Annotated in this window: 18 protein-coding genes and 1 pseudogene; 6 read left to right on the top strand and 13 right to left on the bottom strand. The window is 69.7% G+C overall.

All coding sequences use genetic code 11. The annotated features are described in order from the left end of the window. Window positions 1-15 precede the first annotated feature (15 nt). Window positions 16-1494, bottom strand: coding sequence for an LCP family protein (locus AB0J64_RS15320; protein WP_364026397.1), 1479 nt, complete (start codon window positions 1492-1494; stop codon window positions 16-18). Between the two features lie 150 nt (window positions 1495-1644). On the opposite strand from AB0J64_RS15320, the gene AB0J64_RS15315 reads away from it, so the two are divergent. After that, window positions 1645-3066 carry a phosphatidylinositol-specific phospholipase C domain-containing protein gene (locus AB0J64_RS15315; RefSeq protein WP_364026395.1) on the top strand — a complete coding sequence of 474 codons (1422 nt, stop codon included), beginning with the start codon at window positions 1645-1647 and terminating at the stop codon, window positions 3064-3066. 101 nt (window positions 3067-3167) lie between these two features. Continuing rightward, window positions 3168-4673, top strand: a complete 1506-nt coding sequence (locus tag AB0J64_RS15310) for an SDR family oxidoreductase (RefSeq protein WP_364026392.1) — start codon at window positions 3168-3170, stop codon at window positions 4671-4673. On the opposite strand, the gene AB0J64_RS15305 is transcribed toward AB0J64_RS15310, so the two are convergent. The 8 genes from AB0J64_RS15305 to AB0J64_RS15270 form a co-directional block, all read right to left on the bottom strand. Continuing rightward, the gene (locus AB0J64_RS15305; protein WP_364026389.1) at window positions 4640-5902 is read right to left on the bottom strand and encodes a deoxyribodipyrimidine photo-lyase; all 1263 of its coding nucleotides are present in this window, start codon (window positions 5900-5902) and stop codon (window positions 4640-4642) included. The two genes, AB0J64_RS15310 and AB0J64_RS15305, sit on opposite strands and share 34 nt — an antisense overlap. Window positions 5903-5983: 81 nt before the next feature. Beyond that, window positions 5984-7894 (bottom strand): beta-L-arabinofuranosidase domain-containing protein, encoded by a 1911-nt coding sequence (locus tag AB0J64_RS15300; RefSeq protein WP_364026386.1) that lies wholly within the window; start codon window positions 7892-7894, stop codon window positions 5984-5986. After that, window positions 7891-8502 carry a DUF624 domain-containing protein gene (locus AB0J64_RS15295; RefSeq protein WP_364026383.1) on the bottom strand — a complete coding sequence of 204 codons (612 nt, stop codon included), beginning with the start codon at window positions 8500-8502 and terminating at the stop codon, window positions 7891-7893. The genes AB0J64_RS15300 and AB0J64_RS15295 overlap by 4 nt, the downstream gene beginning before the upstream one ends. Continuing rightward, complete coding sequence (locus AB0J64_RS15290) at window positions 8502-9425, bottom strand: carbohydrate ABC transporter permease (protein WP_364026380.1); 924 nt, start codon at window positions 9423-9425, stop codon at window positions 8502-8504. The genes AB0J64_RS15295 and AB0J64_RS15290 overlap by 1 nt, the downstream gene beginning before the upstream one ends. Beyond that, complete coding sequence (locus tag AB0J64_RS15285; RefSeq protein ID WP_364026377.1) at window positions 9422-10384, bottom strand: ABC transporter permease subunit; 963 nt, start codon at window positions 10382-10384, stop codon at window positions 9422-9424. Before AB0J64_RS15285 ends, AB0J64_RS15290 begins: the two co-directional genes overlap by 4 nt. Beyond that, complete coding sequence (locus AB0J64_RS15280) at window positions 10384-11982, bottom strand: hypothetical protein (protein WP_364026374.1); 1599 nt, start codon at window positions 11980-11982, stop codon at window positions 10384-10386. Before AB0J64_RS15280 ends, AB0J64_RS15285 begins: the two co-directional genes overlap by 1 nt. A 141-nt stretch (window positions 11983-12123) precedes the next feature. Continuing rightward, window positions 12124-13143, bottom strand: a complete 1020-nt coding sequence (locus tag AB0J64_RS15275) for a LacI family DNA-binding transcriptional regulator (protein ID WP_364026371.1) — start codon at window positions 13141-13143, stop codon at window positions 12124-12126. Continuing rightward, entirely contained in the window at window positions 13140-14126 is a 987-nt protein-coding gene (locus tag AB0J64_RS15270; protein WP_364026368.1) for a LacI family DNA-binding transcriptional regulator, read from the bottom strand. The genes AB0J64_RS15275 and AB0J64_RS15270 overlap by 4 nt, the downstream gene beginning before the upstream one ends. An 86-nt stretch (window positions 14127-14212) precedes the next feature. On the opposite strand from AB0J64_RS15270, the gene AB0J64_RS15265 reads away from it, so the two are divergent. Together AB0J64_RS15265 and AB0J64_RS15260 are read left to right on the top strand one after the other, a co-directional pair. Next, window positions 14213-15103, top strand: coding sequence for an ADP-ribosylglycohydrolase family protein (locus AB0J64_RS15265; RefSeq protein WP_364026365.1), 891 nt, complete (start codon window positions 14213-14215; stop codon window positions 15101-15103). A gap of 45 nt (window positions 15104-15148) precedes the next feature. After that, window positions 15149-15631 (top strand): GNAT family N-acetyltransferase, encoded by a 483-nt coding sequence (locus AB0J64_RS15260; protein ID WP_364026362.1) that lies wholly within the window; start codon window positions 15149-15151, stop codon window positions 15629-15631. A 1-nt stretch (window position 15632) separates the two neighbouring features. Here AB0J64_RS15260 and AB0J64_RS15255 read toward each other — a convergent pair. After that, window positions 15633-15779, bottom strand: a pseudogene (locus tag AB0J64_RS15255) (amidohydrolase); the annotation flags it as partial. 206 nt (window positions 15780-15985) lie between these two features. Here AB0J64_RS15255 and AB0J64_RS15250 point away from each other — a divergent pair. Continuing rightward, window positions 15986-17773 carry a cellulase family glycosylhydrolase gene (locus AB0J64_RS15250; RefSeq protein WP_364026359.1) on the top strand — a complete coding sequence of 596 codons (1788 nt, stop codon included), beginning with the start codon at window positions 15986-15988 and terminating at the stop codon, window positions 17771-17773. On the opposite strand, the gene AB0J64_RS15245 is transcribed toward AB0J64_RS15250, so the two are convergent. The 3 genes from AB0J64_RS15245 to AB0J64_RS15235 all read right to left on the bottom strand — a co-directional run bounded on the left by AB0J64_RS15245 (window position 17770) and on the right by AB0J64_RS15235 (window position 20828). Next, a complete protein-coding gene (locus AB0J64_RS15245; protein WP_364026356.1) occupies window positions 17770-18816 on the bottom strand; it encodes an alcohol dehydrogenase catalytic domain-containing protein in 1047 nt (348 codons plus the stop codon). The two genes, AB0J64_RS15250 and AB0J64_RS15245, sit on opposite strands and share 4 nt — an antisense overlap. A gap of 133 nt (window positions 18817-18949) precedes the next feature. Next, window positions 18950-19861, bottom strand: a complete 912-nt coding sequence (locus AB0J64_RS15240) for a hypothetical protein (protein ID WP_364026353.1) — start codon at window positions 19859-19861, stop codon at window positions 18950-18952. Window positions 19862-19961: 100 nt separating this feature from the next. Next, a complete protein-coding gene (locus AB0J64_RS15235; protein WP_364026640.1) occupies window positions 19962-20828 on the bottom strand; it encodes an aldo/keto reductase in 867 nt (288 codons plus the stop codon). Window positions 20829-20890: 62 nt separating this feature from the next. Here AB0J64_RS15235 and AB0J64_RS15230 point away from each other — a divergent pair, with 62 nt between their 5' ends. After that, the gene (locus AB0J64_RS15230; protein WP_364026350.1) at window positions 20891-21391 is read left to right on the top strand and encodes a MarR family transcriptional regulator; all 501 of its coding nucleotides are present in this window, start codon (window positions 20891-20893) and stop codon (window positions 21389-21391) included. Window positions 21392-21445 lie beyond the last annotated feature (54 nt).

Genomic DNA, 21445 nt, shown 5'->3' with positions numbered 1-21445 from the left:
GGCGCGCAGCCCTGGCTAGGTTCCCTTCTTGCCGGTGCCGGGCACGCAGGACGAGCCCAGCGTTTCCACCCGGCCGGACTGCTGCGTGGTGCGCGGCCGCGGCGAGCGCGTGGCGGTGGCCGTACTGCTCGGAGAAGGGGTGGCGGGCGCGGTGCGGACGGCCTGGGCCGAGCCGCGGGAGCGCGCGATGGCAGCGCTCGCCGCCTTGCGGATGCGTGGATAGTCCGGGTAGGCCGGGTTGTACGCGGGTGGAACGAAGTTCAGCTTGGACACGCGGGCGCCCTTGACCTTCTGCGCGAGCGGGACCAGGTCCTGCAGCAGGTCGCGCGGGATGTCGGTGCGGAAGGTCTGCTTGGCCGCGTGGGCGAGGGCGTTGAACTTCAGCAGCACGTTGCTCGGGTTGAGCTGGGTGAGCATGGCGCTCATCACGCACTGCTGGCGGCGCATCCGGGTGTGGTTGTCGGCGCCCGCGCAGGTGCTGCCGGGATGGTCGCGGGCCCTGCCGTACCAGAGGGCCTGGGTGCCGTTGAGCGTGCGGGTGCCGGCCTTGACCACGCCGCCGTCGGAACGGCCCACGCCGTAGCAGATGTCCTGCTCGACATGGATCGTGACGCCGCCGAGGGCGTCGATCAGCCGCGCCACGCCCCACATGTTGACGAGCATGTAATAGTCGATCTTGAGGCCGAGGATCTGGCCGAGCGCGCCCTTGACCGCCTCCGGCGCGCGGTTGGCGGCGTGGCCGGCGACCTCGGGGTGCATGTCGGCGTAGGCCCAGATGCCGTTGATCAGGTCCGCGGAGCCGCGGCCCTGCCCCGGTGGCAGCCAGAAGTTCTTCGGCGGAGGGAACCGCTTGGCCAGCGCGGAGCCCGGCGGGAACGGCGCGTTCTCCATCTCGCGCGGCAGCGCGAAGACCATCGAGTCGCCCGTGCGGACGTCGATGCTGACCACGTTGATGCTGTCGGTGCGGATGCTCACCCCCTTGCGCGAGTTCGCTCCGTCGCCGCCCAGCAGCGCGATGTTGAGCCGATCACGTCCCCGCCACGGATCCTTGTGATCGACCGGCTGCGAGGGCGAGTCCTGGAAGACGCTGCCGATCGCGTCGTTGGAGGTGCGGGCGGTCGTGGCGACCAGCCCGAAGGGCAGCGCCACGGTCACCGCCAGCACGCCCGCGACGGCGCCCGTCCCGATCTGGCCCTGCCTGCTCAGCCTGGCAGGGCGCAGCACGATGTACGAGCTGATCACGACCGCGGCCCAGGCCAGCCCGGCCACCACGCACAGCCCTGTGACCACGGCCAGCCAGGTCGGGTCAAGGAGCAGACCAGCCAGTGCCTCAGCGTTGAGCAGCGCCACCACGGCGCCGATCAGCAACACCCCGAAAATCCCCACCATGATCAGACCGGTGCGCTTGCGCCCGGCGCGCAAATGCGCGGCGCCTGGCACAACGATCGACGCGAGCGTCCAGCCGATCACGGACGGAGCAGTCCACCTGCGCATCCGCTCTCCCCTTGGGCAACACAGTGCCCCATCGTGCAAGGAATTTAGCAAATCGGGCCGCCGGAAATGTCGCGGTAGATCGAAGTCATCACGCGAACCCAGTATCTGGAGCGTATTGTCGGGGACTGCCACGGATGTGAAGATCAGGGAATGCCCCCCTCAAGAGCCGCCCTGTCGGTGCTCGCCGTCGCCGCCTCCACGCTGCTGATCAGCGGAAACGCCGAGGCGTCCGCGGACCTCCCGTTACCCTCGGCGATCTTCCGCGCCACGCACAACAGCTACTCCGGCAACGTCGACGGCGCCAAGAACTCGATCGCCTACCAACTCGACCACGGCATCCGCTTCATCGAACTCGACATCCACGACAACGACTACGCCACCTCGCACGACTACTCCGTCGGCCACGACTCCCCGGGCAACCTGGTCGACCACACGGGGAACCCCGCCTCGAACCTCCTGCGCGACTGGCTCAACGTGATCAACACCTGGTCCGCGCAGCACCCCACCGCCGCGCCGATCGTCGTCGCGCTCGACATCAAGGACGACCTGACCGACAACGCCTCGTACGCCGCCGGCAACCTGGCCGCGCTCAACCAGGAGCTCACCTCCGTCTTCGGGTCGCGGCTGTACTGGGCCAAGGACTACCCGGCGAGCCCGCCGACGGTGGACGCGCTGCGGGGTCGAGTCCTTCCGGTGATCTCCGGCGACGGCCAGACCCGCACCCTGTACAAACGCGACATCGGCTACAACCCGGCCGTCGCGATCAACGGCCGCGGCCAGGTCGTGGAGGTGCATGACTCGGGCTCGGGCGCGCTCTGGTACTGGAGCGGCACGTACGGACCCGACGGCCGCGTGACCTGGCTACGCCACGGCAGGTACGACACCGGCGTCACACCGGCCGTCGCGCTGAACGACAACGGCGACCTGGTCGAGGTCCACCAGTCCGAGAACGCGACCACGCTGTGGTACCGCACCGGCCGCCTCGGAGCCGACGGCGAGATCACCTGGTCATCCAGCCGCCGGTACGACGACGGCGTCCTGCCGACGGTCAGGTTCACCGACGCGACGGGCACCCGGGTACGCGAGATCCACCGCAGCCAGAGCAACAGCCAGAACTGGACCTGGGACGGCGTGCTCGACGCCGGCGCGATGACGGTCTCGTGGAGCGGCAACGCCAAGACCTCCGACGCCCGCTACGACAAGACCACCTCGACCAGCGGCACCTCCCGCGTACACGTGTGGACCGGCGCCGACGGCCCGACCCCGTCCCAGACCCTGCGGCTGGACACCGACAGGTACACCGGCGACCGCATCCGCTACCAGCAGACCGCCTTCGACGAGTTCCAGCAGGGCGACAGCGCGGAACTCCAGCAGGGCGCGCTGTTCTACGCGGCGCCCGCCACCCAGTCCTCGTTCATCACCGCGGCACGGCAGGCCGGGCGGCTCGTGCGCGGCTGGGACTTCGACTCGGCGAGCAACGCCACCGACCCGCCGGCGAACTATCCGGCGACCAACTACCCGTACCGCACTTGGTACCAGGACCTGCTCACCCAGTCGGGGGCCGTCGAGTAGGACACCGCCGGCCCAAGGCAAAGACATCTTTGCGCCCGATCCGGATTCCCCTCGGCCCCTGATGGAAGCGGACGGAGAAAGGGGCTACGAAGGGCACGGAGATGGCGCGCTGTCTGGTCACGGGGGCCACCGGCTACATCGGCGGCCGGCTGGTCCCCGAGCTGCTCGCGGCCGGTCACGAGGTCCGCTGCATGGCGCGGTCCCCGCAGAGGCTGCGGGACCTGCCGTGGGCGGCGCGGACGCACATCGTCAAGGCGGACGTCACCGATCCCGGACAGACGCGACAGGCCCTGGACGGGATCGAGGTGGCCTACTACCTGATCCACACGATGGGCGGGACCGGCCGGTTCGCCGAGAACGACCGCAGGGCGGCCGAGACCTTCGCGGCGGCGGCCGAGCGGGCCGGGGTGCGCCGGATCGTCTACCTCGGCGGCCTCGTCCCCGGCGGGCGGCTCTCCCCGCACCTGCGCTCCAGGGCCGAGGTCGGCGAGATCTTCCTGAGGGCGGGCGTGCCGGCGGTGGTGCTGCGCGCGGCGGTGGTCATCGGCTCGGGTTCGGCCTCCTTCGAGATGCTGCGTCACCTGACCGAACGACTGCCGGTCATGACGACGCCTCGCTGGGTGCACAGCCGCACGCAACCCATCGCCGTCCGGGACGTGCTGCGTTACCTCACCGCCTGGGCGAGCGTCCCTGACGAGGTCAACCGCGCCTTCGACATCGGCGGCCCGGACGTGCTGACCTACGCCGACATGATGCGGGGGTACGCGTCCGTGGCCGACCTGCCCCATCGCGTGATCATCCCGGTGCGGGTGCTCACCCCGAAACTGTCGAGCCTGTGGGTGGGGCTGGTCACCCCGGTCCCCTCGGGGATCGCGCGGCCGCTGGTCGAGTCGCTGCGCAACGAGTCGGTCTGCGGGGAGCACGACATCAGCCGGTACGTGCCCGACCCCGAGGAGGGCCTGATCGGCTTCCCCGAGGCCGTGTCGCTCGCGCTCAAGAAGATCAAGGAGGCGGATGTCGCGACCCGCTGGTCCTCGGCCGCCACGCCCGGCGCCCCGAGCGACCCGCTGCCGACCGACCCCGACTGGGCCGGCGGCAGCCTCTACACCGATTCCCGCAGCATCCAGGTGAACGCCGACCCGGAGGCCCTGTGGCAGGTCATCGAGGGCATCGGCGGCCACAACGGCTGGTACTCGCTGCCGGTCGCCTGGCACCTGCGCGGCCTGCTGGACAGGCTCTTCGGCGGCGTCGGCCTGCGCCGCGGGCGGCGCGACGCGTACCGGCTGAGGGTGGGCGACACCGTCGACTTCTGGCGCGTGGAGGAGGTGCTGCCCGGCCGCCTCCTGCGACTGCGCGCCGAGATGCGGCTGCCCGGTCTGGCCTGGCTGGAGCTGGGCGTCTCCCGTTCCTCCGGCCGTACGTACTACCACCAGCGGGCGATCTTCCATCCGCACGGCCTGCTCGGCCACCTCTACTGGTGGGCGACGTCCCCCTTCCACGGCCTAGTCTTCGGGCGCATGCCCGTCAACCTGGCGGCGGCAGCGGAGAGGGCCACGCGACCGCTGAGTGGCGTCTACTCGTCGGGGCCGTCCAGCCGCGGGGGATAGCCGGGCGGCGGCGTGGGCAGCCGCCACGGCTCGTGGATGTGCTCGGCGGGCAGGCCGGCGAGCTCGGGAACGTGGCGGCGGACGTAGTCGCCCATCGGGTCGTACCTTCTGGCCTGGCGCAGCGGGTTGAAGGAACGGTTGGGCCGGGTGTCGTTGCCGGTGCCGGCGACCCACTGCCAGTTGCCGGAGTTGTCGGCCACGTCGCCGTCGAGCAGGAGCTGGAAGAAGTGCCGGGCGCCGGCCCGCCAGTCGAGGCCGAGGCGCTTGACGAGGTAGGCCGCCACGATCAGGCGGGCCCTGTTGTGCATCCAGCCCTCTGCCAGCAGCTGGCGCATGCCCGCGTCCACGATGGGCAGCCCGGTCATGCCGGCCTGCCAGGCCTGCAGCGCGTCCTCGTCGTGCCGCCAGCGCCGTTCGCCGTGGCGGTAGTTCTCGCGGTTGATCTGCGGGAACGCGTACGTCACCTGGTGGTGGAAGTCCCGCCAGCACAGCTGGCGGACGAACTCCTCGCTCCGCTCGGCGCGGCAGGCCAGCTCCAGCGGAGACAGGCAGCCGAAGCGCAGGTACGGGCTGAGCCGCGAGGTCCGGTCGCCCGCCAGGTCGTCGCGCCCGTCGGCGTAGCCGTCGAGGCCCTGCCGCAGCCACCGCGCGGCGCGCTCGCGGGCCGCCGACTCACCGCCGGGCATGGCCCCGCGCCGATCGGGATCGGGCAGCCGGCCCACCGCCAGGCCCTCGGGTATGCGCACCCGGCGGGGCGGCGGCAGCGGCGGGCGGCGGCCGTGCCGCTGCCACGCGCGCCAGTACGGCGTGAAGACCCGGTAGTGGTCGCCCCCACCCGAGGGCAGCAGCTCGGCCGGGGGCACGACGGTGACGCCCGGGAAGCGCAGGAACTCGATCCGCTCCCCGGCGAAGCGCTCCTCACGCCGCCGGGCGAGCGAGCTGACGTCGGCGCCGGCGAAGACCGCCGCCACGCCCAGCTCGGTGGCCAGCCGCATCGTCTCGCGGACGACGTCGCCCTGCCGGATGACCAGATCGCCTCCGCGCGCCCGCAGCGAGGCGCGCAGATCGGCCAGGCACTCCAGGAGAAAGCCGTGCCGCTGCCCCTCCGGTACGGCCGGGTCCAGCACGAACAGCGGCACCACCCGCGCGGCCCGATCACACGCGGCGGCGAGGGCCGGGTGGTCGTGCACGCGCAGGTCTCTGTTGAACAGCACGATCGCGGTGTCCATCAGCGCGTTCCCCCCTGATCACGCATGTGGACAGTATGGGTCAGGCGCCGGTCGCGGAGCGTGCAGGTGCGGTGGGGTGTGTCAGCCGCGGCCGCCGTCGCGGATCCAGACGGTCATGTCGGAGGGACCGCGGTTGGCCCAGGAGAAGTAGGGCACGGCCGTGAGCGCGGCGCTCCGCCGGCCGGGCGGGCGGCCGCTGTACAACTCGTCACCGGCGGTGGCGTCGGCGGTGGCGTCGGCGTGCAGGGTGACCACGCCCGTCCGCTCGTCGGGGACCGCGTCGACGGGGACGTCGCCGGCAAGGGCGAGGTTGTGTACGGCGCAGTCGTGGTCCACGCCCTCCAGGCAGAACACGACCGGCCCGCGCTCGAGGGCGAGCCTGCCGGCGGCGGAGGCGACGGCGGGATGTGCCCACGTCCGGCGGACCTCCATGCCGAGGTCGATCTCCACCAGGTCGCCGGTCCGCCAGCGGCGGGAGAGAGTGAGGTAGCCGTCGCGAAGGACGGGCTCGTGAACGGGTTCGCCGTTGACGACGACCGCGAGTGTCCGGCTCCAGCCGGGGACGCGGACGGCGAGGGTGAAATCCGCCTCGTCGTCGGCGGGGGTGACGGTGACGGTGAGGCGGCCGTCTTGGGGGTAGCCGGTGTCCTGGCGCAGGGTGACCTCGCCGCCGGCGAGGGCGAAGCGGGCGGTGCCGGCCACGTACAGGTTGATGACGGCTTCGTCGGGACCCTGGGCGTAGATGTAGCGGCCGAGCTCGCTGATCAGCCGGGCCAGGTTCGGCGGGCAGCAGGCGCAGCCGAACCATTCCTGCCGGGCGACGGTGCCGTCGCTGGCGAGGGGGTTGCCGTAGAAGTAGTGGGTGCCGTCGGCGGAGGCGCCGCTGAGGACGCCGTTGTACAGGGCGCGTTCGAGGGTGTCGACGTAGTGCGCCTGGCCGGTGAGGTTGCTCAACCGCTGCGCCCACTGGACGAGGCCGATCGAGGCGCAGGTTTCCGCGTAGCCGTGGGCGTCCGGCAGGTGGTAGTCGGGTCCGAAGCCCTCGATGCCGGGGACGGAGCCGACTCCGCCGGTGACGTACAGCTTCTTGGTGGTGAGGTTGGTCCACAGCCGCCGCACGGCCTGGAGCAGGCGGTCGTCGTCGTACTCGCCGGCCAGGTCGGTCATCGCGCTGTACATGTACAGGGCGCGGACCGAGTGGCCGACGGCCTCGGCCTGGTCGGCCGCCGGCTGGTGGCTCTGGTTGTACTCCCGGAAGCGCCGCAACTCCTCCGGCCGCCGGGGGAGCGTGGTGCCGAAGTAGCCGGGCGTGCCGCGGCGCTCCATCTCGACCTCGAAGTAGAAAGGCCGCTGCCCGCGCCAGTCGATGAACCGCCGGCTGAGGTCGAGGTAGCGGGGCTCTCCTGTGACGCGGTAGAGCTTGACGAGCGCGAGCTCGATCTCCTGGTGCCCGCAGTAGCCGCCGGCGCAGGGGCCGTCGGGGCTGAAGACGGTGTCGATCAGGTCGGCGTAGCGGCGCACGATGTCGAGCAGCCGGGTCTTGCCGGTCGCCTCGAAGTGGGCGACGCCGGCTTCGATGAGATGACCGGCGCAGTACAGCTCGTGGGCGTCGCGCAGGTCGGTGAACCGCTGTCCCGGCTTGACGACGGTGAAGTAGGCGTTGAGGTAGCCGTCGTCCTGCTGCGCGCCGGCCAGCAGCTCGATCGCCTTGTCGACGGCCTGGTCGAGCTCTGGGTCGTCGGTGGTGGCCAGGCAGTAACTGGCGGCCTCGATCCACTTGGCGACGTCGCTCTCCCAGAAGATGTGCGGCTCGTCCGGGTCCCCCGGCCGCCAGGTCAGGGTCAGGGCGTCGAACTGCTGGCCTGGCCGGCGCATCTGGTCTTCCTGGTGCCGCAGCGTACGGGTGCGGATCAGCTCGCGGCGCGGGGCCCAGAACCGGTCGTCGATGGTGACCGCGGTGAGCGGCAGCGGCCGGCGCAGGTGCGTGATCATGAAGACTCCAAATGAACAGGGAGGACCGCGGTGCTCCAGACGTAGGCGAACGAGACGAAGGCCGGTACGGCGATGCCGAAGACCGGGACCAGCCCCGGCACGAGGTAGTACGCGCAGAGGACCACGCCGACCACGAGCAGCGTGACCAGCGCCTGGATCGGGCGGGCGAGGACGAGGACCGCGCTCCGGCGGACGAGCGCGAACGGTCCTTCGGCGAAGTGGGCGGCGAGAATCCAGACGTTCACCGTCATGCACGACACGAACAGCGTCAGCAGCCAGAGCGCCGCGCCGAGCAGCGGCTCGACGACGCCGAGGTCGACGCTCTCCAGCAGCCGCCGCTCCATCAGGAGCACCGCCCAGGCCGTGGCGAAGACGTAGCCCACCACGTTGGCGGTGCGGAACTCCTGCCGCCACAGCCGGCGGAACTCGCGAGGGGCGGAGGAGCGCAGGAGCTCGCCGCGGATGACGCCGTACACCGCGGCGGTCGCGGGGAAGACGCCGAGGACGATGCCGCCGGCCAGGCTCCAGACGACCCAGAGCAGGTGCAGCTTGAGCAGCAGCAGGCCCACCTCGCCCGCCCTCGTGTGCCAGGTGATGACGCGTTTCATCAGCCTTTCACCGACCCGATCAGGACGCCCTTCTCGAAGTAGCGCTGAAGGAACGGGTAGAGCACCAGCACCGGGAGGCTCGAGACGACGATCACGCCGTACTTGATCTGGTCGGCGTACTGCTGGTCGTAGCCGACGCCGCTGCCTCCGCCGGCTCCGGCGCCACCGGCGAACGCCTGATTGGACAGGAGAATGTCACGCAGCACGATCTGCAGCGGTTGCAGGCTGTTGTCCCGGACGAACACCAGCCCGGTGAAGAAGTCGTTCCAGTGCTGGACCAGGTAGTACAGGCCGATGACCGAGATGATCGCCTTGGACAGCGGCAGCGCGACCCTGGCGAAGTACTGCAGGTAGGACACGCCGTCGATCAGCGCCGCCTCGAACAGCTCCTTCGGCAGCGAGTGCTCGAAGAAGGCGCGGGCGATGATGAGGTTGTAGACGTTCACCGCTGACGGCAGGACGAACACGAGCCAGTTGTCCAGCAGGCCGAGATCGCGATAGAGCAGATACGTCGGGATCAGGCCACCGTTGAAGAACAGCGTGAACACGAAGAACGGCATGAGAATCCGCCGAGGCCGGAACTCCGGCCGCGAAAGGGCGTACGCCGCGGGAATGGTCACGACGAGGTTCAGCGCGGTGCCGAACACGCTGTAGAGCAGCGTGTTGCGGTAGCCCGTCCAGATCCGGTCGTCGTTGAAGATCTGCCCATAGCCGAAGAAGCTCACGTCTTTCGGCCACAGCCAGACCTCGCCGGTGGAGATCAGCGACGGATTGCTCACGGACGCGATCACCACGAAATAGACCGGGTAGATCACGGCGAACAGGACCGCCACGGAGATCGCGCCGAGCGCGAGCATGAAGACGACGTCGCCCGCTGTCCTGTTGCGGAAGAATCCCTTGCTCTGCAGGCTGGTCCCGCTCACCACAGACTCCAGTTCGACACACGGCGGGCGATCGCGTTCGCGGCGATCAGGAACACGAAGTTGATGACCGTGTTGAACAGGCCGATCGCGGTGGCGTAGCTGAACTGCGTGCTGAAGATGCCGATCTTGTACACGTACGTGGCGATGACCTCGGACACCGGCAGGTTCAGCGTGTTCTGCATCAGCCACACCTTCTCGAAACCGGTGTTCAGCACGCCGCCCATGGTGAGAATGAGCAGGATCACCATGGTCGGCACGATGCTCGGGACGTCGACGTGCCGGATGAGCTGCACCCGGTTCGCGCCGTCCACCTTGGCCGCCTCGTACAGCGCGGGATCGACCCGCGACAGCGCGGCGAGGTAGATGATGCTGTTCCACCCGCAGTGCTGCCACACGTCGGAGATCACGTACACCGGCACGAAGGCCGAGGTGTCGCCGAGGAAGTTCACGTCGCTGAGGCCGAAGAAGGCGGAGACCTGGGTGAGCAGTCCGGTGGACGGGTTGAGGAACGCCTGCAGCATGCCGACGATGACGACGATCGAGATGAAGTGCGGCAGGTACGTCGCCGTCTGCATGAACTTCTTGCGGCGGCCGCCGGCGATCTGGTTGATCATCAGCGCCAGCATGATCGGCGCGACGAACCCCACCACGAGCGTGGTGATGGCGATGACGAACGTGTTCCGCAGCAACGGCCAGAACAGCGGGCTGTCGAAGAACTGCTGGAAGTACTTCAGCCCGGCCCATTGCCCACCGGCGAGCCCCGCGGTGAAGTCGAACTCGCGGAAGGCCAGCTGGATCCCGTACATCGGGACGTACATGAACAGGGCGACGAACCCCACGGCCGGCAGGACCATGAGCCACAGCTGCCAGTACCTGCTGACATGGCGGACGACCCCCGGACGGGAGCGCCTCCGGACGTCGGCCACCGGCTTGCGGGCTGCGACGAGAGTCTCCGTCATCAGCGCGTCTTCGCGTACTCGTCGTAGTAGCGCTGGTAGATCTCGATGTTCTTCTGCAGGCCGGAGTTCTGGACCTGCTGGACGTACTTGTCCCACTGATCCTCGATGCCGCCCTTGGTGATCCACTCGGCGAACTTCGTCATCGTGGAGTTGAGCATCGTGGTGTTGTTCAGCGCCAGCTGGTTGGTGTCCTCAGGCTTCATCTGGATGAACTGGAACGGGTAGACGTCCTTGTCCACGTCCATGTTCGCCAGCGCCTTCTGCAGCGGCTTCGTCTGTTCGACGGCCTCGTCCAGGTCGCTCGGCAGCTTCACGTCGATGTCGTCCCGGATCCAGACCGGGCCGTTGTCCGCGATGGTGACCGTCCACTTCCAGGTCGACGGGTCGGTCTTGGGGTCGGCCGGTGGAAGGACCTCGTACTCCTTGTCGCTGACCTTCTTGACGTACTTGCCGAGATCGCCGAACAGCACCTGCAGTGACATCTCCTTGTCGTAGAAGGCGTTGATGATCTTGAGCGCCGCCTGCTTGTTGCTCGCCTTCGCGGACATGAGGATCTGGTTGGACGGGAAGTTCTCGTTGTTGGAGTCGTACGACCAGGCCACCGGTGTCGTCTGGCCGGCCTCCGCGAGCAGCGGCGGCATCGCGACGTACTGGTCCGCCAGCTGGGCCCCGAACCGGTCGCTGGCCGTCCAGCCCCAGCTGAAGCCGACGCGGGCCACCTTGCCGGAGCCGCGGCCGACCGCCTGGTAGGCCGAGTAGTCCTGCGTCATGACGTTCTTGCTGACCAGGCCCGCGGCGTAGCAGCGATGGAGGAACTGGATCACGCGCTTGTAGCGCTCGTCGACGAGGAAGTTGCCGACCTTGCCGTCCTCGAGGAAATAGCCCTGGCCGCCGCCGCCCGCGATCGGCAGGCCGACGCTGCCGAGCAGCACGCTGGGCTGGAAGTACCCGAAGCCGCCCGTGCCGACCGGCGACCAGTCCATCGGGATCTCGTCGTTCTTGTCGCCGTTCCCGTTCGCGTCCTGCTCCTTGAACGCGACGAGTACGGTGTACAGCTCGTCCCAGGTGGTCGGGACGTCCAGTCCGAGCCGGTCGAGCCACTGCTTGTTGATGTACTGGTGGATGACGGTCGTCGGCCAGAACCGCTTGTAGCCCGGGATCGCGTAGATCTCGCCGCCGGTCAGCGTGGCCATCGACTTCAGCTGTGGTTTCGCCGCGAACAGCGCCTTCACGTTCGGCAGCGCGTCCAGGTCGTCGCTCAGGTTCTCGAACAGCGTCCGGTACGTGCCCAGGTCGGCATTCGTGATCGAGTTCGTGCCGATGATCAGGTCGGGCACGTCGCCGGCCGCCAGCATGGTGGACTTCTTCTGGTCCCAGTCGGCGGAGATCTCCTGCCACTGGATCTTCACGCCCGCGATCTTCTCCAGCTGCTTGGGCCACTCCATCGTGCTCATCGGCTTGGTCAACGGATGCTTGGTGACAGCGATCCGCAAGGTGCCCGGATCGCTTGCGGAGTTCTTGCCGGAGCAGCCGGCGAGTGCGGTGAGGCCGGCCGCGACGACGAAGGCACGGCGGGACAGAACCGGTGAAGTGGCCATGGGGGTCCTCCTACGGGGGGACGGAGGGGTGTGACCCGGATCTCGGTGAATGTTTCAGCGATGTTAGGGGCGGCCATTCAGCGATGTCAATGACAAGACAATCAAGGCGACAAGCGACCGGGACAGGGAGTGAAGAGTAGGTCAGGCCGGCGCGGACGAGTCGCGAATCAGCAGGTGCGTGCCGGTGTGCACCTGCCGGGCCGCGCCGTCGTAGCCGTCGAGGCGCTCGATGAGCAGGCGGACGGCGGCCTCCACCATGGAGCCCTGATCAGGGCTTCCCGACGACAGCGACGGGATGGTGAACTCGCCCTCGTCCGTGTCGTCGAAGCCGGTGACCGCGACGTCCTCGGGGACGCGGATCCCGTGCGTGCGCAGGGCTTTCAGCACGCCCACGGCCATCGTGTCGTTGACGCACACCGCGGCGTCGAACCGGGGGCCGCAGCGCCGCAGCAGCCCCACCATCGCCTCGTAACCCGTGGCCCTGCGGTCCCAGTCGGAGCTGTTGGCGACGAGCGTCGGGTCGGGCTCGATGCCGTGCTCCTCCAGGGCGGCGAGGAACCCGGCGTACCGGTCTCCGGTCGGGACGGCGCCGACCGGACCGTTCCACACGAACGCGAGCTTACGCCGGCCCGTGGCGAGCAGGTGCCGGGTGATCGCCAGGAAGCCCGCGTACTCCGCCATCAACACGCAGTCCAGCGCCTTGATCGGAGCGCCGCCGAGTGCCACCGCCGGACGCCGCGGGGCGGCACCGGCGAGCTGCTCGTCGCTCAGGTGGTGCGGGCAGATGATCACGCCGTCGACGTCGGCGGTGGTCACGCCGAGGACCGCGTCGCGCTCGCCCGCCCCGTCATGGGCGATCCGCAGCGTGCTGCTGAACCCGCGCTCGGCCAGGGCGAGGATGAGACGCTCGGCGTTCTCCGCGAAGTACGGCTGGTAGAGGTTCGGCACGACGACGGCGATCCTGCCGGTCCGGCCGGAGGCGAGCCCACGCCCGGCCTGGCTCGTGGCGTGTCCCGCCTCGTAGCCGGCCTCCTCGATCGCGGCCTGGACCTTGGCCCGGGTGGTGGCCGAGACGTGCGGGCGGCCGAGGAGGACGTTGGACACGGTCTTCGCCGAGACGCCGGCCAGCGCGGCGACATCCGCGAGCGTCGGGCGCTTCATCGCGGGTCCCGGCCGAGCGTGGACTCACGCCGTACCAGCTCGACGGGTGACACGATCGCGCGCGGCTGCCGCGGGGCTCTACCGGCGAGGCGATCGGCGAGCAGCTCCAGCGCGCTGCGCGCCAGCCGGGCCGGCCCGGGGTCGATCGTGGTGAGCGACGGCGTCGAGAACCGCCCGTCCTCCAGGTTGCCGTAGCCGATGGCCGCCACCCGTCCCGGGACGTTCACCCCGTGCTTGACGAGCGCCGCGAGAGCCCCGAGCGCCACCTCGTCGTTGACGCACAGCAGCGCGTCCACGTCCGGATGCCGCTCCAGCACCTGTACGGCGGCCCGCGCGCCCGCGCGCCGGTCGGCCACCTCACCGAGATCCACATACGGTACGGCGGCCGGGTCGATGCCGGATCCGGCGAGAGCCGCGCACATCCGGGCCTGGTCCGCTCCGAGCAGAGCCGGACGGGACCGCCCCATGACGGCGAGATGGCGAGCGACCAGCGCCGCCGCCTCCGCGACGTCCTCATCGACGCTGTCCACAGCACTGTGCGGCATCGGGGCCGCGCCGCCCTGCACGGCGACCACCGGGCGGTCGTCCAACCCGTCGGTGACCAACGCGGCCGGACCGATGACCACCACGCCGTCGAACGCCTTCCCCCGAGCGGCGAGCACCGCCGCCAGCCGGGCCGGATCGCCGTGCGTCGGCTCGACCGCGGCCAGCATTCCGTAGCGATCCGCCTCCGTGACGAGCGCCTCGACGAGACCCGCGAGATACGGGCGGCGCAGCTCGGTGACGGCGATGCCCACCATGCCGACCAGCCCGGTCCTGAGCGTCCGGGCGGTCCGGTTGGGGACCCAGCCGAGCTCGTCGATCGCCGCGTGCACCCGCCGCACCTTCTCCGGACGGATGTGAGGTTCGCCATTCACCACACGGGAGACGGTCTTGATCGAGACACCGGCCCGATCCGCGACCTCCCGCATCGTCACGCGCATGCGTACAGCGTAGGTCACGGTAGCGCCTGCCAGCATTCAGTTTTGATCTACAGCGGCGGCGCCTGCGACCGGCCACAATGAGAGTGATGTCAGCTCAGCTTCTCGCGCGGGCCACGGCCTCTCTCCTCGGCCTGGCTCTCGGCGACGCCTTCGGTTCCCAGTTCTTCGTCCCGGCCAATCACCACGCACTCTCTTCCCGCCTGCTTCCCCCCGGCCCCTGGCAGTGGACGGACGACACCGAGATGGCCTCCTCCGTCTATCGCGTCCTGGTCGACCATGGCGCCATCGACCAGGACAGGCTCGCGGCGAGTTTCGCCGCGCGCCATGACTTCGACCGCGGCTACGGCCCGTCGACGAACCGGATGCTCCGGCTGGTCCGCGAAGGAGGCGACTGGCGCTCGCTTTCTGCAGGGCTCTTCGACGGCAAGGGCTCGTGGGGCAACGGTGCCGCGATGCGCGTGGCGCCGCTCGGCGCCTGGTTCGCCGGTGACCTGGCGCACGTCGTCCGGCAGGCCGCCCTGTCGGCACAGGTCACCCACACTCATCCCGAAGCGGTGGCCGGCGCCGTGGCCGTCGCCGTGGCCACGGCCGTAACCGTCACAGAACCCGGTCTTCCCGCCGGCCGTTTCCTCGATCGGATCAGGGAGCACGTGCCCGCGGGCATGATCCACGACGGCATCACCGAGGCGCGGCAGCTCCTCACCATCAGCGACCCCGCACTTGCCGCCCGGATGCTCGGGAACGGGCGGCAGGTGGCCGCTCACGACACGGTCCCGTTCACCCTCTGGGTGGCGGCCCGCGAACGCCACGACTTCGAGGCGGCCATGTGGACCACCGCGGCGGCCGGCGGGGACGTCGACACCACGTGCGCCATCGTCGGCGGTATCGTCGCGGCCGCCGAGGACGTTCACCTGCCGCCGGAGTGGCGGAGCAGGTGCGAGCCGCTGCCGGACTGGGCCGGGGCCCCGCCCCTGTAGCGGACCGGTAAACGGGTCAAAACGGGTCATTGGGATACTTCGACCATGGATGCGAGTGTGAGGGGGACGGGCCGTCCCGTGGAATGGGTGCTGCGTTCGGCGGAGCCGGCGGATGTCGAAGCGATCGCGGAGCTGCGGGCGACGGTGATGCGCCCGGATCTGGAGCGGCTGGGACGGTTCGACGAGTATCGGGTCCGGCAGCGGCTGCGGGACGCCTTCGCCCCGCAGCACACCTCGGTCATCGTGGCCGCCGGCGCCTTCGCGGGCTGCGTCGCCGTGCGCCCGGCCGAGGACGGGCGGTGGCTGGAGCATTTCTATCTCGATCCGGGCCTGCAGGGCCAGGGGATCGGATCGGCTGTCCTGCGGACCATGCTGAGGCAGGCCGACGCCGACGGCGTGCCCGTCCGCCTGAACGTCCTGCAGGGCAGCGCCGCCCGGCGGCTGTACGAGCGGCACGGGTTCACCGTGGAGGCCGAGGACCCGGTCGACGTCTTCATGGTGCGACAGCCGGGCGCGGGCGCCTCGTGAGTCAGCCCCTGTAGCGGTAGACCTCCCTGCCGTCGATGTGGACGCGCACGGCCCGGCTCATGGTGTCCAGTGGATCACCCGACCACAGCACCACATCACCGTCGAGGTCGGGCCGCAGCGCTCCGACGCGGTCGCCGAGGCCGAGCAGCGCGGGACTGCGCGGGGTGCGGTTGCGCAGCTCCGGTTTGCCGGGGGTGAGCGTGCTGAAAGTTTCACCAGCGTCCCCGACTTCGTCCATGGTCAGCGCAGTGGCCGTGCTTCCGGGCGCCGGGCGGTCCTTGCGGAGCCATCGAGGGAGGGAGATCTTTGGGAGCGCTCCCAAATGGCGCTCACCCTTTACCGCGGAGAACATCCATGGCAATCCACTGGAGCTCGTGGCGCAGAGCGTTGACGGCGACAGCCGCCGTCCTGCTCGCCGGATTCGGGCTCGCAACCGTCCAGACGTCCGCTGACGCCGCCGTGTCGTGTTCGGCCACGTACACCAAGACCTGGGACAGCGGCGGCGGCGCGTTCGGCGCCACGATCACGGTGACCAACACCGGTGACCCGTTGACCACCTGGGCGCTGAGCTTCGACTTCCCCAACAACCAGGTGATCACCCAGATGTGGGAAGGCACGCCCACCCCGGCGACGCCCACGCCGGCGGGCGCGGTCATCACCATCAACCCGCTCTCCTACAACGCGGCCAAGGGCACCGGGGCGACCTGGACCGTCGGCTTCAACGGCACCTACACCGGCGGCGTCAACAACAACCCGCCCAGCGTCTCGTGCGCCGGAAACGGTGGCGGAAGCACGCAGCAGGCCCTGGTGGTCTCCCCGGCCAGTGTGAGTGTGCCCGAGGGCGGGACCGCCAATTACACGGTCCGCCTGCAGTCCCAGCCGTCCGGCAACGTGACGGTCACCAGCACCGCCGGCACCGGTGACGGCGACATCACCGTGAGCGCCGGCGCCTCGCTGACCTTCACCACGGCCAACTGGAACACCCCGCAGACCGTGACGCTCCGCGCCGCGGAGGACTCCGACAGCGCCAACGGCACCCGGCCGATCACCGTCGCCTCCTCGGGCCTGACCTCCGTCACCGTGAGCGCCACCGAGGCCGACAACGACGGCAGCACCGGTGGGGCGGCACCCGCTCTGCACGTCTCCGGGAACAAGCTGCTCACCGCCGGCGGCGCCACCTACCGCATGCTCGGCGTCAACCGGGCCAGCGGCGAGTTCGCCTGCGTGCAGGGCAAGGGCATGTGGGACAGCGGCCCCGTGGACCAGGCCTCGGTCAACGCGATGAAGGCCTGGAACATCCACGCGGTCCGGATCCCGCTGAACGAGGAGTGCTGGAACGGCACCAACGGCTCGCCCAGCGGCGCGACGTACCAGCAGAACGTCAAGGACTACGTGAACCTGCTGGTCGCCAACGGCATCACGCCGATCGTGGAGATGCACTGGAACTACGGCCAGTACACCGGCCAGGGCGCCGGCTGCTCCGACACCACGGCGACCTGCCAGAAGCCGATGCCCGACGCCCAGTACGCGCCCACCTTCTGGACCGGGGTGGCCAACGCGTTCAAGGGCAACAACGCGGTCGTCTTCGACCTGTTCAACGAGCCCTACCCGGACGCGGCGGCCAACTGGAACGCGACCGCCGGCTGGACCTGCTGGCGCGACGGCGGCACCTGCACCGGCATCGGCTACCAGGTGGCCGGCATGCAGTCACTGGTGAACACGGTACGCGCCACCGGCGCCACCAACGTGATCATGCTCGGCGGCCTGGCCTGGTCCAACGACCTGAGCCAGTGGCTGACCTACAAGCCGAACGACCCGACGGGCAACCTGATGGCCGCATGGCACACGTACAACTTCAACACCTGCTCCAACACCTCCTGCTGGGACAGCCAGGTCGGCGCGGTCGCCGCGAAGGTGCCCGTGCACGCCGGTGAGATCGGCCAGAACTCCTGCGCTCACGACTACATCGACCAGGTGATGGCGTGGGCCGACGCGCACGGCGTCGGCTACACGGCCTGGACGTGGAACCCGTGGGGCTGCAGTCAGGGCAACGTGCTCATCACCGACTACAACGGCACCCCCACCAGCACGTACGGAGAGGGCTTCAAGGCCCACCTGCTCACCCAGAATCCGCTCTCCTAGAACCACTGGGCCGGGCCCGTCACCTGGCGGGCCTGGCCGGTGGTCAGGACCATGCGGAAGCGGGCCTGGCCGGAGACCATCTTCTGGAACGCCGCACCGGCCTCCTCCAGCGGAGCCTCCTCGATCCACGCCCGGACGCCACTCTGGGCGGCGAACTTCATGGTGTTCTGGGTGTCGACCGCGATGCCGGAAGCGTGGGCGTACACCCGCTTGGCCCCGTTCACGAGCTGCAGGGGCGTGATGTCCAGCGGTTCCATGGCCACGCCGACGATGACCAGCTCGCCGCGGCGCCCCAGCCCGTCGACCGCCGCGGACATCGCCGCGGCGCTGGTCACCGTCGCCAGCACCACCTTGGCCCCGCCGCGGGCCCGCAGCGCTTCGGCCGTCTGCTCGGCGGCGCTGTCGATGTAGTGAGAGGCGCCGAGCTTGTGGGCCAGCGACGCCTTCTCGGGGCCGCGGGCCATCGCGATGGTGTCGAAGCCCATCTTCGCGGCGAACTGCACGCCCAGATGCCCGAGGCCGCCCAGACCGAGGATCGCGACGGTGTCGCCCGAACGCGCGGAGCTGCGGCGCAGCGCGTTGTACACGGTCACGCCGGCGCAGGCCAGAGGCGCGGCCTCCACCGCCGTGAGCTCGTCCGGGACGGAGGCCAGGGCGACGGCCGGCACCACGACGGAGTCGGCGAACCCTCCGGCGTACGCGACCCCCGGCACCTGAAGCTCGGGACAGAGGATGCCGTCACCCTCCCTGCAGGCGTCGCAGTGGCCGCAACTGCCTCCGTACCAGCCGACCGCCACGCGATCTCCGACGGACCAGCCGCTGACCTCGCCGCCGATGGCGTCGATGCGTCCCGCGATCTCGTGCCCTGGCGTGAGGGGAAAGGTGGTGCCCGGGATGTTCCCGGAAGTGATCAACACGTCGGAGTGGCACACCCCACACGCCTCGACGGTGACCCGCACCTGGCCGGGCCCCGGCTCGCGGGGGTCCACCTGAACCAGTGTCATGTCCCCGCCGGGCTCGGCGACCTGAATGGAACGGTCCATGACAGAACCTCCTAGCATCCTCACGGAGAGGCCCTCACTGGTCCACCGTTTCCAGTTTCACCTCATCTATGTCGGTGTGGGGCGGGTATCACGGTCAGCCCCCGCCCCTTCGGCTCCGGTGCGTCCGGGTGGATCAGTTCTTGGCGTCCTTGGCGAGCGAGCCGCAGGTGTAGCCCTTCTCCCGCTCGGGGTCGAGCTGGATGCTGCCGAGGTTGGTCGTCTCCATGGGCCGGCGGAAGGTCTCGTACTTGTCGCAGTCGTAGAAGACGTACGTGCCGTCGCTCTCGCCGAGCAGCATCATCCAGCGGCCGTCGTAAAGCGGCTTGTCGTCCTCGGCGTTCTTGAGGATGGTCCACTGGTCCTGGAAGCCGACGTAGCTGAGCAGGTCGTTGGCCTGGCCGGTCTCCTGAACCTGGACCGCTCCCCTGACCATCGCCAGGATCAGCAGGCAGCCCAGGCCGATCCCGGTGAGGGCGCCGACGAGGACCTTCATGCCGGCGCGCCCGACCGGTCTGCGGCGCATCAGCCGGAACGGCACCAGGAACGTCAGCACGCCGAGCCCCACGGCGATGACGACCATGACGGCGAGGTCGAGATCGCCGAGGATGTTGAACAGCCCCCAGTAGGTCGCACCGCACCACAACGCGGCGATCACGGCGGAGATCCACGGACGCCGCCGGACGGTCTCGACCAGCCTGCCGAGCGCGCCACCGGTCAGCTTGTCGGCCAGCCACCACAAGCCGACGAGGAGCCCGAGCGTGGGGATGCCGACCAGCAGCATCAGGACCAGGGTGCCCATGAGCCGGCCGAGGAGGACGGACTGGTCGATGCCCGCCTGCTCCGGATTGATGCCGAAGACCCCGTACATCTCCTGGATGCCCAGGTAGAGCAGCGCGTAGAGCCCGACGCCGATGGGGACGAGGACGGAGCTGATGCGCTCGAGCATCCCGAGAACGCTGCCGTCGCCGCCTTCCTCGGGGGAGGCGTCCTTCTCGGCAAGCGGGGATATATCAGTGCGGTCTTCCGCAATCTGGTACGTGGACATGGCGCATGAAGATAGAACCGGAGCGTTGACGAATTATTGACGGAACATATATGTCTCCGGTGCGGGACCGGAATGTCCAGTGTGGCGGCGGCTCCCGCCCTCAGGAGGTGGCCCGGCCCAGCCGGTCCAATCGGGCGAACTGCTCGTCGGTCAGCGTCAGCTCCCCGGCTGCGAGATTCTCCGCCAGGTGCCCCGGAGAGGTCGTCCCGGGGATGGGGATGATGTTCGGCGAGCGGTGCAGCAGCCAGGCCAGGGCGGTCTGGGCGGGCGTGGCCCCGATCTCGGCGGCGACGGCGGCCACGGGGCCGCCGGCCTTCGCGTGGTCACCGACCGCGATGGGGAAGAACGGGACGAACGCGATGCCGTGCTTGTCGGCGTGGTCCACGACCTCCTCGTGGGCGCGGTCGGTGAGGTTGTAGAGGTTCTGCACGGCGGCGATGGGTGCGATCCCGCGCGCCTCCTCGAGCTGGCCGGCCGTCACCTCGGACAGGCCGATGTGGCGGATCTTGCCCTCGTTCCGCAACTGATCCAGGGCGCCGATCTGGTCGGCGAGAGGGACCTGGGGGTCGACGCGGTGCAGGTAGTACAGGTCGATCACGTCGCGGCGGAGACGGCGCAGGCTCAGCTCGGCCTGCTGGCGCAGGTATTCGGGGCGCCCCAGGGGAATCCACTCCTCGGGGCTCGGCCGGGCCACACCGCCCTTCGTGGCGATCACCACATCGTCGGCGTACGGGTGCAGGGCCTCGGCGATGAGCTCCTCGTTCGCGCCCACTCCATAGGCGTCGGCGGTGTCGACGAGCCGCACGCCCCACTCCACCGCCCGACGCAGGACGGCCACGGCGCCTTCCCGATCGGCGGGCGGCCCCCAGATCCAGCCGTCGGACGCCAGTCGCATGGCGCCGAACCCGATGCGGCCCACCTCGAAGTCGCCGATCCTCATGATTCCTCCTGACAGTTGAGCTCTCAAGTGAGCGTTCAAGCGAGGACGCTACACCGCCTAAGTTGAGAGTTCAAGTTAGGATGGCGGGTGTGCAGACGCGATGGCTCAACGACGACGAACAGCAGACCTGGCGGGCGTACCTGTGGACGACCCGGCTGCTCGACGACGCCCTCGATCGGCAGCTGCAGCGCGACACAGGCGTGCCGTACACGTACTACATGATCTTGGCGACGCTCTCGGAGGCTCCGGGGCGGCGCATGACGATGACCGACCTGGCCGCGCTGGTGTACTCCTCGCTCAGCCGCCTGTCCCACGCGGTGGCCCGGTTGGAGGAGCGAGGCTGGGTACGGCGCTCGCCGCATCCGGACAACCGGCGGATCACCGTCGCCGAGCTGACCGACGACGGCGTCGCCGTACTGGAAGCGGCGGCGCCCGCACATGTGGAGGAGGTGCGCAAGCGCCTGTTCGATCCGCTCAGCGACGAGCAGGTGGCGCAGTTGCGGGAGATCCTGCGGGCGCTGTGGGGACGACTGGACCCCGCGCCGGGCAGACCCGGGCCGTATCCCGACATCTTCGGGCCGGAGGCGTAGGCCGGGCCGTGATGGACGGCGATGCAACCTGGCTGCCCGCCGGGGCTGTCCTCG

The sequence above is a fragment of the Nonomuraea sp. NPDC049695 genome (genome assembly GCF_040674955.1).
Lineage (GTDB): Bacteria > Actinomycetota > Actinomycetes > Streptosporangiales > Streptosporangiaceae > Nonomuraea > Nonomuraea helvata.
Note: the sequence above shows the minus strand (reverse complement) of the source record. Positions and strands in the feature narration are given on the sequence as shown.

Excerpts from the sequence above, each read along its gene's own strand:
- AB0J64_RS15320 (WP_364026397.1), bottom strand. The coding sequence starts at position 1,494 with ATGCGCAGGTGGACTGCTCCGTCCGTGATCGGCTGGACGCTCGCGTCG.
- AB0J64_RS15315 (WP_364026395.1), top strand. The coding sequence starts at position 1,645 with ATGCCCCCCTCAAGAGCCGCCCTGTCGGTGCTCGCCGTCGCCGCCTCC.
- AB0J64_RS15310 (WP_364026392.1), top strand. The coding sequence starts at position 3,168 with ATGGCGCGCTGTCTGGTCACGGGGGCCACCGGCTACATCGGCGGCCGG.
- AB0J64_RS15305 (WP_364026389.1), bottom strand. The coding sequence starts at position 5,902 with ATGGACACCGCGATCGTGCTGTTCAACAGAGACCTGCGCGTGCACGAC.
- AB0J64_RS15300 (WP_364026386.1), bottom strand. The coding sequence starts at position 7,894 with ATGATCACGCACCTGCGCCGGCCGCTGCCGCTCACCGCGGTCACCATC.
- AB0J64_RS15295 (WP_364026383.1), bottom strand. The coding sequence starts at position 8,502 with ATGAAACGCGTCATCACCTGGCACACGAGGGCGGGCGAGGTGGGCCTG.
- AB0J64_RS15285 (WP_364026377.1), bottom strand. The coding sequence starts at position 10,384 with ATGACGGAGACTCTCGTCGCAGCCCGCAAGCCGGTGGCCGACGTCCGG.
- AB0J64_RS15280 (WP_364026374.1), bottom strand. The coding sequence starts at position 11,982 with ATGGCCACTTCACCGGTTCTGTCCCGCCGTGCCTTCGTCGTCGCGGCC.
- AB0J64_RS15275 (WP_364026371.1), bottom strand. The coding sequence starts at position 13,143 with ATGAAGCGCCCGACGCTCGCGGATGTCGCCGCGCTGGCCGGCGTCTCG.
- AB0J64_RS15270 (WP_364026368.1), bottom strand. The coding sequence starts at position 14,126 with ATGCGCGTGACGATGCGGGAGGTCGCGGATCGGGCCGGTGTCTCGATC.
- AB0J64_RS15265 (WP_364026365.1), top strand. The coding sequence starts at position 14,213 with ATGTCAGCTCAGCTTCTCGCGCGGGCCACGGCCTCTCTCCTCGGCCTG.
- AB0J64_RS15260 (WP_364026362.1), top strand. The coding sequence starts at position 15,149 with ATGGATGCGAGTGTGAGGGGGACGGGCCGTCCCGTGGAATGGGTGCTG.
- AB0J64_RS15250 (WP_364026359.1), top strand. The coding sequence starts at position 15,986 with ATGGCAATCCACTGGAGCTCGTGGCGCAGAGCGTTGACGGCGACAGCC.
- AB0J64_RS15245 (WP_364026356.1), bottom strand. The coding sequence starts at position 18,816 with ATGGACCGTTCCATTCAGGTCGCCGAGCCCGGCGGGGACATGACACTG.
- AB0J64_RS15240 (WP_364026353.1), bottom strand. The coding sequence starts at position 19,861 with ATGTCCACGTACCAGATTGCGGAAGACCGCACTGATATATCCCCGCTT.